The sequence below is a fragment of the Pseudomonas fluorescens genome, assembly GCF_902497995.1.
Taxonomy (GTDB): Bacteria; Pseudomonadota; Gammaproteobacteria; order Pseudomonadales; family Pseudomonadaceae; genus Aquipseudomonas; species Aquipseudomonas fluorescens_BK.
In genome coordinates this window covers 78,608-90,599 of sequence record NZ_CABVII010000026.1, presented here as the reverse complement: position 1 = coordinate 90,599, position 11,992 = coordinate 78,608, and the positions used below count along the sequence as shown (strand labels likewise).

9 protein-coding genes are annotated in these 11,992 nt (G+C 61.1%); 8 read left to right on the top strand and 1 reads right to left on the bottom strand.

Translation table 11 applies throughout. From position 1 onward, the window contains the following. Positions 1-244: 244 nt before the first annotated feature. On the bottom strand, positions 245-985 hold the full coding sequence (locus F8N80_RS25460) for a ComF family protein (RefSeq protein ID WP_150784945.1): 741 nt from the start codon (positions 983-985) through the stop codon (positions 245-247). A gap of 92 nt (positions 986-1,077) precedes the next feature. Here F8N80_RS25460 and bioB point away from each other — a divergent pair, with 92 nt between their 5' ends. The 8 genes from bioB to F8N80_RS25420 all read left to right on the top strand — a co-directional run bounded on the left by bioB (position 1,078) and on the right by F8N80_RS25420 (position 11,884). Next, positions 1,078-2,133, top strand: a complete 1,056-nt coding sequence (gene bioB / locus F8N80_RS25455) for a biotin synthase BioB (protein WP_150745741.1) — start codon at positions 1,078-1,080, stop codon at positions 2,131-2,133. 136 nt (positions 2,134-2,269) lie between these two features. Continuing rightward, positions 2,270-3,448 carry an 8-amino-7-oxononanoate synthase gene (gene bioF, locus F8N80_RS25450; protein ID WP_150747148.1) on the top strand — a complete coding sequence of 393 codons (1,179 nt, stop codon included), beginning with the start codon at positions 2,270-2,272 and terminating at the stop codon, positions 3,446-3,448. After that, entirely contained in the window at positions 3,441-4,172 is a 732-nt protein-coding gene (locus F8N80_RS25445; RefSeq protein ID WP_150747149.1) for an alpha/beta fold hydrolase, read from the top strand. The genes bioF and F8N80_RS25445 overlap by 8 nt, the downstream gene beginning before the upstream one ends. Further along, positions 4,165-4,977, top strand: a complete 813-nt coding sequence (gene bioC / locus F8N80_RS25440) for a malonyl-ACP O-methyltransferase BioC (protein ID WP_150747150.1) — start codon at positions 4,165-4,167, stop codon at positions 4,975-4,977. The genes F8N80_RS25445 and bioC overlap by 8 nt, the downstream gene beginning before the upstream one ends. Further along, on the top strand, positions 4,974-5,654 hold the full coding sequence (gene bioD / locus F8N80_RS25435) for a dethiobiotin synthase (protein WP_150747151.1): 681 nt from the start codon (positions 4,974-4,976) through the stop codon (positions 5,652-5,654). Before bioC ends, bioD begins: the two co-directional genes overlap by 4 nt. Positions 5,655-5,934: 280 nt before the next feature. Then, positions 5,935-7,740, top strand: coding sequence for a phenylacyl-CoA dehydrogenase (locus F8N80_RS25430; RefSeq protein WP_150747152.1), 1,806 nt, complete (start codon positions 5,935-5,937; stop codon positions 7,738-7,740). A gap of 300 nt (positions 7,741-8,040) precedes the next feature. After that, positions 8,041-9,837 (top strand): acyl-CoA dehydrogenase C-terminal domain-containing protein, encoded by a 1,797-nt coding sequence (locus tag F8N80_RS25425; protein WP_150784944.1) that lies wholly within the window; start codon positions 8,041-8,043, stop codon positions 9,835-9,837. 268 nt (positions 9,838-10,105) lie between these two features. Continuing rightward, positions 10,106-11,884 (top strand): acyl-CoA dehydrogenase C-terminal domain-containing protein, encoded by a 1,779-nt coding sequence (locus F8N80_RS25420; RefSeq protein ID WP_150784943.1) that lies wholly within the window; start codon positions 10,106-10,108, stop codon positions 11,882-11,884. The last annotated feature ends 108 nt before the right edge of the window (positions 11,885-11,992 follow it).

The following is an 11,992-nucleotide window of genomic DNA, read 5'->3' as shown; positions in this document are numbered from 1 at the left end:
CTTTATCGGCGCTTGGGTGAAAGGAGGAGGGGCGAAATCTCCCACGGATCTGTACTGCGTCAACAGTCAGAATCGGGCTTTGTCCCTTCTCCTCCCTTCAAGTCCTAGCATACAAGCGGGCTTGCTCCGGGCGGCGCTCCGACGAAGGCGTCAGTTCAGTCGATAACTCTGTCGAATGCCAGGCCGCTTTCGCGAGCAAGTCGGATCGCCGCATCGCCGCTCCCACAGGTTTTGTGTCCTTGGGTCAAACCGTGTCGCCGGGTTTGGGGGTGCGGGCCAGGCAGTAGACGTCGACCCGCGCAGCGCCGGCGTCCATCAATAGACGAGCCAGTGCCTGTGCAGTGGCGCCGGTGGTCAGCACGTCATCCACCAGCGCCAGGTGCCGACCCTTGACCGAGGCATCGGGTACCAGTGCGAAGGCATTACGCAGGTTCTTTTTGCGGGCGTCAGCCTTCAGCTCCTGTTGCGCGCTGGTGTCCAGCACCCTCAGCAACAGCCTTTCATCGCAAGGAATGTCGAGGCTGGGGCCGAGCCAGCGGGCAAGCATCGCGGCCTGGTTGAAACCCCGTTGGCGCAGGCGTTTGGCAGCGAGTGGTACGGGGACCAGAGCGTCGGGTCGATCCAGGTCTTCATCGAAACGATGGAGCAGAAACCGGGCGAAAAGTTCGGCGAGCAGGCGACCGAACGGCCAGTTCGCGCTGTGCTTGAAACGGGTGACCAGGCTGTCGACCGGAAAGCCGTAGGTCCAAGGCACAGCGACCCGGTCGAAGGCCGGCGGTTGCTTCAGGCATTGGCCGCACGTCATTCCTGCGCCGGGCAAGGGCAGGGCACAGGTCTGGCATTGGTCGCCAAGCCAGGGGAGGTCGGTTTCACAGGCGGTGCAAATGGGAGTCGCATCATCGGACGCTTCGCCGCACAGCAAGCAGACTTGTTTGTTTTTTAACCAGATGTAAACCGGTCCATCGTAACGTGGTTGACAGCGCATGAGTCTTCCTTAAATATGCCAAACATCCGTGTCGCGTCTGTGGGTATTCCATCCCCCAGTCACCTGCCAAGCATAAAACAAAGGAAACGCCCATGAGCGCCAGCACCACTGCAACCCTGCGTCATGACTGGTCTTTGGCTGAAGTCAAAGCACTCTTCGTGCAGCCATTCAACGACCTGTTGTTCCAGGCGCAGACGGTGCACCGCGCGCATTTCGACGCCAACCGGGTCCAGGTTTCGACGCTGCTGTCGATCAAAACCGGCGCCTGCCCGGAAGATTGCAAATATTGTCCGCAGTCCGGTCACTACAACACCGGCCTGGAAAAAGAAAAACTGATGGAAGTGCAGAAGGTCCTCGAAGAGGCCGCTCGCGCCAAGGCCATCGGTTCGACCCGTTTCTGCATGGGCGCGGCGTGGAAACATCCGTCGGCCAAAGACATGCCTTACGTGCTGGAAATGGTCAAAGGCGTGAAAGCCATGGGCCTGGAAACCTGCATGACCCTCGGTCGCCTGGATCAGGACCAGACCGAAGCGCTGGCCCAGGCCGGCCTCGACTACTACAACCACAACCTCGATACCTCGCCGGAATTCTACGGCAGCATCATCACCACCCGTACCTACGGCGAGCGCCTGCAAACCCTGGCTTACGTGCGTGATTCGGGGATGAAGATCTGCTCCGGCGGCATCCTCGGCATGGGCGAGTCCCTCGACGACCGCGCCAACCTGCTGATCCAGCTGGCCAACCTGCCGGAGCATCCGGAGTCGGTGCCGATCAACATGCTGGTGAAAGTCGCTGGCACGCCGCTGGAAAATGCCGATGACGTCGACCCGTTCGATTTCATCCGCATGCTCGCCGTCGCCCGCATCCTGATGCCGCAGTCCCACGTGCGCCTGTCCGCTGGCCGCGAAGCCATGAACGAGCAGATGCAGGCCCTGGCCTTCTTCGCCGGTGCCAACTCGATTTTCTACGGTGACAAACTGCTGACCACCGCCAACCCGCAGGCCGATAAGGACATGCAACTGTTCTCGCGCCTGGGCATCCTGCCGGAAGCGCGTGAAGAACACGCCGACGAGGTGCATCAGGCGGCCATCGAGCAGGCGTTGGTGGAGCAGAAGAGCAGCGAGCAGTTCTACAACGCTGCTGTTTAACATATCCCCGCCCTGTAGGAGCGAGGCTTGCCCGCGAATGAAGCACCTCGGTCTATCTGACCGACTGCGGTGCTCTCTTCGCGGGCAAGCCTCGCTCCTACAGGGGTTGTGTGTTTTCCCTACTCGCGAGGCCTGCATGTCTTTCGATCTCGCCGCACGCCTTGCTGCCCGTCGTGCCGAAAACCTTTATCGCCAGCGCCCTCTGCTCGAAAGCCCTCAAGGCCCGGAAGTGGTGGTCGATGGCCAGCCCTTGCTGGCGTTCTGTAACAACGATTACCTGGGCCTGGCCAATCACCCGCAAGTGATCGAAGCCTGGCGCGCCGGTGCGACCCGTTGGGGCGTCGGCGGCGGGGCTTCGCACTTGGTCATTGGCCACAGCAGCCCGCATCATGCGCTGGAAGAAGCGCTGGCCGACCTGACCGGTCGCCCGCGAGCGCTGTTGTTCACCACCGGTTACATGGCCAACCTCGGTGCGGTCACCGCACTGGTGGGGCAGGGCGATACGGTGCTCGAAGACCGCCTCAATCACGCATCGTTGCTGGACGCGGGTCTGCTGTCCGGTGCGCGCTTCAATCGCTATCTGCATAACGATGCGGCGAGTCTGGCCAAGCGTCTCGAGAAGGCCACCGGTAACACGCTGGTAGTCACCGACGGCGTGTTCAGCATGGACGGCGACATCGCCGACCTGCCGGCGCTGGCCCGGGAGGCCAAGGCCAAAGGCGCGTGGCTGATGGTCGATGATGCCCACGGTTTTGGTCCGCTGGGGGCCAATGGTGGCGGGATCGTCGAGCATTTCGGCCTGAGCCAGGACGACGTGCCGGTTCTGGTCGGCACCCTTGGCAAGGCGTTTGGTACGGCCGGTGCTTTTGTTGCCGGCAGTGAAGAGCTGATCGAGTGTCTGATCCAGTTCGCCCGCCCGTACATTTACACCACCAGCCAGCCACCGGCCCTCGCCTGCGCGACGTTGAAAAGCCTGGAGCTGCTGCGCAGCGAACACTGGCGGCGTGAGCATCTGAACACGCTGATCCGCCAGTTCCGCCAGGGTGCCGAGCAGATTGGCCTGGAATTGATGGACAGCTTCACGCCGATCCAGCCGATCATGATCGGCGACGCCGGGCGTGCGGTTCAACTGTCGCAGATGCTGCGCGAACGCGGTTTGATGGTGACAGCGATTCGTCCGCCGACCGTGCCCGCCGGCAGCGCCCGTCTGCGCGTGACGCTGAGTGCTGCCCACAGCGAGGCACAGGTGCAGCTATTGTTAAACGCACTGGCTGATTGTTTTCAACAACTGGGACCGGAGCCAAGCCATGCGTGATCGTCTGATTCTGCTGCCCGGCTGGGGCCTGGGGATTTCACCGCTGGAACCATTGGCTGCAGCGTTGCAGGGATTGGATGACCAGCTGCGGGTCGAAATCGAGCCATTGCCGGAGCTGGAGTCGAGCGATATTGAAGAATGGCTCGATGAGCTGGATTCGACTTTGCCTCAGGATGTCTGGCTGGGTGGCTGGTCCCTCGGCGGTATGCTTGCCTGCGAGCTGGCGGCCCGACGCGGCGATCGTTGCTGCGGCTTGCTGACCCTGGCGAGCAATCCTTCCTTTGTTGCCCATGAGCAATGGTCGAGTGCGATGCCCGCCGAGACCTTCGACGCCTTTCTGGCCGGCTGCAAGGCTGATCCGCGCATGACCTTGAAACGCTTTTCGCTGCTCTGCGCCCAGGGTTCTGCAGACCCGCGCGGATTATCCAGACTGTTGCTCGGTGGTGCGCCGCATACCAGTGCATCGGTGTCGATCAGCGGTCTGGAAGTGCTCGCGCAACTGGATACCCGTCAAGCGCTGCAAACATTCCGCGGTCCGCAATTGCATCTGTTCGCCGGCCTCGACGGGCTGGTGCCGGCCGAAGCGGCGCAAGCCCTGCTGAAGTTGCTGCCGGATGTAGAGATTGGCCTGATTGAACGGGCCAGCCACGCGTTTCTTCTGGAAGACCCCCACGGTGTGGCAGGGGCGATCCAGGCCTTTTTGCATGAGTTCGGTGATGACTGATTTAGCCCTTCCCATCCTGCCCGGCGGCTTGCCTGACAAGCGCCAGGTGGCGGCCTCCTTTTCCCGTGCAGCGGCGAGTTATGACAGCGTTGCCCAATTGCAGCGCGATGTCGGCAGTCAGTTGTTGAACCGCTTGCCGGAAGACTTCGTGCCGGGTCGCTGGCTGGATCTGGGGTGCGGCACTGGACACTTCAGTCGGGCGTTGAACGAGCGTTTCCCTGCCGGTCACGGAGTGGCGCTGGACATCGCCGAAGGCATGCTCAATCACGCACGGCCTTTGGGGGGCGCCACGCATTTCATCGCCGGGGATGCGGAGCGTCTGCCATTGCAGGCTTCGACCTGCGATTTGATCTTCTCCAGCCTGGCGGTGCAGTGGTGCGCAGACTTCGCCTCGGTGCTCAGTGAAGCGCATCGAGTGCTGAAACCTGGCGGAATTTTCGCATTTGCTAGTCTGTGCGTGGGTACGTTGTACGAACTGCGTGACAGTTGGCGTCAGGTGGACGGCATGGTGCACGTCAATCGCTTCCGTGAGTTCGGGGTTTATCAACAACTTTGCGCGGGCAGTGGATTGACCGTCGCGAAGCTCGAAACCCGTCCCCATGTGGTGCATTACCCGGACGTGCGCAGCCTGACCCATGAACTCAAGGCGCTGGGTGCGCACAACCTGAACCCCGGTCGGCCGGGCGGTTTGACTGGCAGAGCGCGGATCCTCGGCCTGATCGAGGCCTATGAGCAGTTTCGCCAGGCCAGAGGCCTGCCGGCGACTTATCAAGTGGTGTACGCCGTTTTGGAGAAACCCTTATGAGTGCAGCCTATTTCATCACCGGCACCGACACCGATATCGGCAAGACCACCATTGCCGCAGGCCTGCTGCACGCCGCACGGTTGGCCGGCTTGAGCACGGCGGCGGGCAAGCCGGTAGCCTCCGGTTGCGAGGTCACTCCCAAGGGCTTGCGCAATGCCGACGCACTGGCGTTGATGGCGCAATGCTCGGTGCCTTTGACCTATGCCCAGGTCAATCCGATGGCATTCGAACCGGCGATCGCTCCGCATCTGGCGGCGCGGGAAGCTGGCGTGGCGTTGACAGTGCCATCGCTGTTGGAGCCGATGCGGCAGATCCTCGACCTGCAGGCTGACTTCACCCTGATCGAAGGCGCTGGCGGCTGGCGCGTACCCCTGGCGGATCAGGACAACCTGTCGGACCTGGCGATGGCGCTGGACCTGCCGGTGATTCTGGTGGTTGGCGTACGCTTGGGTTGCATCAACCATGCGCTGCTGACAGCCGAGGCGATTGCGCAGGACGGTCTGCAATTGGCGGGATGGGTGGCCAATATCATCGATTCGAAAACCGCGCGCCTGGAAGAGAACCTGGCGACACTCGCCGAGCGGATCCCGGCGCCATGCCTTGGACGCGTGCCGAAACTCAAACTGGTGACGGCCGAAGCGGTGGCCGAGCATCTTCAGTTGGATCTGCTGGACTAGGCTGCGCCTCGCTGAATCCACCTGCCAACGCCGCGATCATCCGCGGCGTTTTTCTGCGTAAGTCCTTCTCCCTCAACTAATCTTTTCTTCAGGGCCCATTGATCCCCTGGACGCTGTTGCGTGGCTGCGCACCCGCATTCCCGTGGTGTGATGACGAACGGCAAAAGATCGGCGCTTGACAAGATTTGGTGGTAAACGTATGTTTCAAACAACTGTTTGACCGTCACAACAAATCAACGCGGTCGTTCATTCCCGGTTACATCAGCAGAGGTTTATCGCTATGCCTGACTACAAGGCCCCCTTGCGTGATATTCGCTTCGTTCGTGACGAACTGCTCGGCTACGAAGCGCACTATCAGAGCCTTCCGGCTTGTGCAGACGCAACTCCAGACATGGTTGACGCCATTCTCGAAGAAGGCGCCAAGTTTTGTGAGCAGGTACTGGCTCCGCTGAACCGCGTGGGTGACACCGAAGGCTGCACCTGGAGCGAGTCCGGCGTTAAAACCCCGACCGGCTTCAAGGAAGCCTACAAACAATTCGTCGAAGGCGGCTGGCCAAGCCTGGCCCACGACGTAGCGCACGGCGGCCAGGGCCTGCCGGAGTCGCTGGGGCTGGCGGTCAGCGAAATGGTTGGCGAAGCCAACTGGTCGTGGGGCATGTACCCGGGCCTGTCCCATGGCGCGATGAACACCATCTCCGAGCACGGCACGCCTGAGCAGCAAGAGGCTTACCTGACCAAACTGGTGTCCGGCGAATGGACCGGCACCATGTGCCTGACCGAACCGCACTGCGGCACCGACCTGGGCATGCTGCGCACCAAGGCCGAACCTCAGGCCGACGGTTCCTACAAGGTCTCCGGCACCAAGATTTTCATCTCGGCCGGCGAACACGACATGGCCGACAACATCGTCCACATCGTGCTGGCCCGCCTGCCGGACGCACCCGCCGGCACCAAGGGCATCTCCCTGTTCATCGTGCCGAAGTTCATGCCGAACGCTGATGGCTCGATCGGCGCGCGCAACGCCGTGACCTGTGGTTCCCTGGAACACAAGATGGGCATTCACGGTAATGCCACCTGCGTGATGAACTTCGACGCGGCCACCGGTTTCCTGATCGGTCCGGCGAACAAAGGCCTGAACTGCATGTTCACCTTTATGAACACCGCACGCCTGGGGACTGCGCTGCAAGGCCTGGCTCACGCCGAGATCGGCTTCCAGGGCGGCCTGAAATACGCTCGCGATCGCCTGCAAATGCGCTCCCTGACTGGCCCGAAAGCGCCGGAAAAAGCCGCTGACCCGATCATCGTGCACCCTGACGTACGTCGCATGCTGTTGACCATGAAGGCCTTCGCCGAAGGTAACCGTGCGATGGTTTATTTCACCGCCAAGCAAGTCGACATCGTCAAATACGGCGTGGACGAAGAAGAGAAAAAGAAAGCCGACGCATTGCTGGCCTTCATGACGCCGATCGCCAAAGCGTTCATGACTGAAGTCGGTTTCGAATCCGCCAACCACGGCGTGCAAATCTACGGCGGTCACGGTTTCATCGCCGAGTGGGGTATGGAGCAGAACGTTCGCGACAGCCGCATTTCGATGCTGTACGAAGGCACCACCGGTATCCAGGCACTCGACCTGCTGGGTCGTAAAGTGCTGATGACCCAAGGCGAGGCTCTGAAAGGCTTCACCAAGATCGTCCACAAGTTCTGCCAGACCAACGAAGGCAACGAAGCGGTTCAAGAGTTCGTCGCTCCGCTGGCTGCACTGAATAAGGAATGGGGCGAGCTGACCATGAAGGTCGGTATGGCGGCCATGAAAGATCGCGAAGAAGTCGGCGCGGCGTCGGTGGACTACCTGATGTATTCCGGTTACGCCTGCCTGGCGTACTTCTGGGCTGACATGGCGCGCCTGGCAGCTGAAAAACTGGCTGCCGGCACTTCCGAAGAGGCGTTCTACACCGCCAAGCTGCAGACTGCACGCTTCTACTTCCAGCGCATCCTGCCGCGTACCCGCACCCACGTGGCAACCATGCTGTCGGGCGCCGGCAACCTGATGGACATGAAAGAAGAAGACTTCGCACTGGGCTACTAAGCCTCACGCGGTTCTTCACAAGGCCGCTGCTTCTTCGGGAGCAGCGGCCTTTTTTGTGCCCCCTGTAGGAGCCGGCTTGCTGGCGAACCAGGCGGCGCGGTGGATCAGATACGCCGCTTGCGCCGCAAAGTCAGGAACACTCAATCGGGAGCAAATGCTCAAGTCCGCTGACGAGACGCTCTAGAGTGCGAAGGACGCCGCTGCGGTTGAGTGATGATCGCGCATTCAGCGTCTGGACTGTGATTGTGGGGCCTGGCGGGCGGCAGTAGGTTTGCGCAATCTGCTGCCGGAGAAATAACCATGCCTGAGTACAAAGCTCCCCTGCGCGACATGCGCTTTCTGATCGACCATGTCTTCGACTTTCACAGCCACTACGCCGCGCTGGGCGCCACCGATGCCAGCCCGGACATGGTCAATGCGATCCTCGAAGAGGGCGCAAAATTCTGTGAGAACGTGCTCGCACCGCTGAACCGCAGCGGTGACGAAGAAGGCTGCCATTTCGACAATGGCGTGGTGACGACGCCTGCAGGGTTCAAGCAGGCGTTCGCACAATACGTTGAAGGCGGCTGGCATGGCCTGGCGGCGGATCCGACCTACGGCGGCCAGGGTTTGCCCAGCTCCCTGGGCCTGGTCATCAGTGAAATGGTCGGCTCCAGCAACACGTCCTGGGGCATGTACCCCGGCCTGACCCACGGCGCGATGTCGGCGATCCATGCGCATGGGACCGAAGCGCAAAAGCAGACCTACCTGAGCAAACTCACCGCCGGCCAATGGACCGGCACCATGTGCCTGACCGAAGCCCATTGCGGCACGGATCTGGGCATCATCAAGACCCGTGCCGTGCCTGCGGCCGACGGCAGTTACGCGATCTGCGGCAGCAAGATTTTCATCTCCGCCGGCGAACACGACCTGAGCGATAACATCGTTCACCTGGTGCTGGCGAAGCTGCCGGATGCGCCAGCGGGAACCAAGGGCATTTCGCTGTTCATCGTGCCCAAGTTCCTGCCCGATGCACAAGGCGAGGCGGGCGAGCGCAATGGTGTGTCCTGCGGTTCGATCGAACACAAAATGGGGATCAAGGCCTCGGCCACCTGCGTGCTGAACTTCGACGGGGCCAAGGGCTTTTTGATCGGTGAGCCGAACAAGGGCCTGAACTGCATGTTCACCATGATGAACCATGCGCGCCTTGGCACCGGGATGCAGGGCCTGTGTCTGGGGGAGGCCAGTTTCCAGGGGGCAATCAAATACGCCAATGACCGTCTGCAGATGCGCTCGCTGACGGGCCCGAAAGCAGCGGAAAAAGTCGCCGACCCGATCATCGTCCATCCTGATGTGCGCCGGATGCTGCTGACCATGAAAGCCTTCAACGAAGGCAACCGGGCGCTGACCTACTTCACCGCGCAGTTGCTCGACACCGCGCATCTGAGCCCGGACGCTGGCGCACGGCAAGAGGCCGAAGACTTGCTGGCGTTCCTGACACCGATCTGCAAGGCCTTCATGACCGATACCGGGCTGGAAGTGACCAACCACGGTATGCAGGTATTCGGGGGGCACGGTTTCATTCGTGAATGGGGTATGGAGCAGTTGGTCCGCGATTGCCGGATCGCGCCTATTTACGAGGGCACCAATGGTATTCAGGCGCTGGACTTGCTCGGACGAAAAGTGCTCGGCAGCCAGGGCAAGCTGCTGCGCGGTTTCACCAGAATCGTGCACAGGTTCTGCGCCACCAACGCCGAGCATCCGCAACTCGCCGGCTATGTGGCGCAGCTCAACGAGCTGAATCAGCAATGGGGCGAATTGACCACCAGGGTCGGTATGGCGGCGATGAAAAATCCGGATGAAGTCGGCGCCGCGTCGGTGGATTATCTGATGTACAGCGGTTACATCATCCTTGGTTATCTGTGGCTGCGTATGGCGCTGGTGGCTCAGGCGCAGCTCGACGACGGCCGCGGCGATGCCGATTACTGTCGAGGCAAACTGGCGACCAGCGAGTTTTTTTTCAAGCGATTGTTGCCCCGCACCGCCGCTCATCGGGCTGCTATCGAGGCGGGTAGCGATTGTTTGATGCAACTGCCGGCGGAGTTGTTCTCGCTTTAACGGTCAGGCTTTAAAAAGCTTCGCGGGCAAGCCTCGCTCCTACAAGGTTTGCGTCGTTCACATCAAGTGTGCACGACGACGGACTGTAGGAGCGAGGCTTGCCCGCGAATGGTTTGCAGGCGAAAAATATCCAACGGAATGCCAGTGACTAAAAATTACAAAGTGGTCACAGCCTGACCCTATGTGTCGCAAAAGTTGTTGGGTTACACTCGGACCCAACGAAAACACCCTTCCACGATTCACCCGTTTAGATCTTGCGAGGTTTGCCATGGCTGACTACAAAGCGCCCCTGCGCGATATGCGCTTCGTCCTCAATGAAGTGTTCGAGGTCACGAAGCTCTGGGCCGAACTGCCGGCGCTGGCCGAGACCGTCGATGCGCAAACCGTCGAAGCCATCCTCGAAGAAGCCGGCAAGGTCACCAGCAAAAGCATCGCGCCGCTGAGCCGTGCGGCTGACGAAGAAGGCTGCCACTGGCTGGACGGTGCCGTCACCACCCCGGCCGGTTTCCCACAGGCGTACCAGACTTATGCGCAAGGCGGTTGGGTCGGTGTCGGCGGCGATCCGGCCTACGGCGGCATGGGCATGCCCAAGGCTGTGTCGGCCCAGGTCGAAGAAATGGTCAACTCCGCCAGCCTGTCGTTCGGCCTTTATCCGATGCTGACTGCAGGCGCTTGCCTGTCGATCAACGCCCACGCCAGTGACGAACTGAAAGCCGCCTACCTGCCGAACATGTACGCCGGGGTCTGGGCCGGTTCCATGTGCCTGACCGAGCCGCATGCCGGGACGGATCTGGGGATCATTCGCACCAAGGCCGAGCCTCAGGCCGACGGTTCCTACAAGGTCAGCGGCACCAAGATCTTCATCACCGGCGGCGAACACGACCTGACCGAAAACATCATCCACCTGGTGCTGGCCAAGCTGCCAGACGCACCGGCGGGGCCGAAAGGCATTTCGCTGTTCCTGGTGCCGAAGTTCATGGTCAATGCCGACGGCAGCCTGGGCGCGCGCAACCCGGCGAATTGCGGTTCGATCGAGCACAAGATGGGCATCCAGGCGTCCGCGACCTGCGTGATGAACTTCGACGAAGCCGTGGGTTACCTGGTCGGTGAGCCGAACAAAGGTTTGGCGGCGATGTTCACCATGATGAACTACGAGCGTCTGGGCGTCGGTATCCAGGGCCTGGCCAGCGGCGAGCGCTCCTACCAGAACGCCGTTGAATACGCCCGCGACCGTTTGCAAAGCCGTTCGCCGACCGGCGCGCAGAACCAGGACAAGGTGGCTGACCCGATCATCGTCCACCCGGACGTGCGCCGCATGCTGCTGACCATGAAAGCCTCGAACGAAGGCGGCCGGGCCTTCTCCACCTACGTGGCGATGCAACTGGACACCGCCAAGTTCAGCGAAGACGCCACCACCCGCAAACGCGCGGAAGATCTGGTTGCACTGCTGACGCCTGTAGCCAAGGCGTTCCTCACTGACCTGGGCCTGGAAACCACGGTGCACGGCCAGCAGGTGTTCGGCGGCCACGGCTACATCCGAGAGTGGGGCCAGGAACAACTGGTGCGCGACGTGCGCATCACCCAGATCTACGAAGGCACCAACGGCATCCAGGCGCTGGACTTGGCAGGACGCAAGATCGTCGGCACCGGCGGGGCGTTCTACAACCTGTTCGCCGACGAGATCCGTCATTTCATCGCGACCGCCAGCCCAGACCTGGCCGAATTCACCCAGCCACTGAACGATGCCGTGACCACCCTCGACGAACTGACCGCGTGGTTGCTCGACCGGGCGAAAAACAACCCGAATGAAATCGGCGCTGCTTCGGTCGAGTATCTGCAGGCGTTCGGTTACATGGCCTACGCCTACATGTGGGCACTGATGGCCAAGGCCGCTTTTGGCAAAGAAGCGCAGGACGATTTCTATGCGAGCAAACTGGGTACGGCGCGGTTCTATTTCGCCCGTCTGCTGCCGCGTATTCATTCGTTGAGCGCGTCGGTGAAGGCCGGTAGCGAATCGCTGTTCCTGCTGGATGCCGCCCAGTTCTGACTATGTAACGCCATGTAAGCAATCTCTTACAATGCGTGACGCTGTTTTCCCATAGTCGAAGATTGGATCCACGGCTAATCTACTTCACATGGACGTAGCGCAGGAAGC